The sequence below is a fragment of the Enterococcus spodopteracolus genome (assembly GCF_030441955.1).
Lineage (GTDB): Bacteria > Bacillota > Bacilli > Lactobacillales > Enterococcaceae > Enterococcus_B > Enterococcus_B spodopteracolus.
The window spans coordinates 1-347 of the sequence record NZ_JARJHD010000156.1; the positions used below are offsets into that span (position 1 = coordinate 1).

Sequence of the window (347 nt, forward strand, 5' to 3'; positions counted from 1 at the left end):
TTTCCCAGCAAAGGCATCTTCAAATTGTTGGGCTAATTCTGGATACGCTGCTTTGTATGCTGCGAACAGCTCACGCCAAGCATTTTCAGCTTTTTCGCCTTCTTCAACCATCGTTTGACGGAAGCGTCCCGCCACTTCTTCTGGTACGGTAAAGTCAGGGTATTCCCAACCATAGATCTCTTTGGCTTTTTGAATGCCTTCTAAGCCAAGTGGTGCGCCATGGACTGCAGAAGTTCCTTGGTTTGGTGCACCAAATCCGATGACCGTTTTCACTTCGATCAATGTCGGTTTGTCTGTTTCGGCTTTCGCTTCTTCGATAGCTTTTGAGATGGCTTCTAAATCATTGC

The 347-nt window shown here is 46.7% G+C and carries 1 protein-coding gene; it reads right to left on the reverse strand.

Annotated elements, in window-relative coordinates:
- Positions 1-347: thiamine pyrophosphate-binding protein (locus P3R27_RS15590; RefSeq protein ID WP_498371332.1), on the reverse strand; the 347-nt coding region annotated here is incomplete at both ends.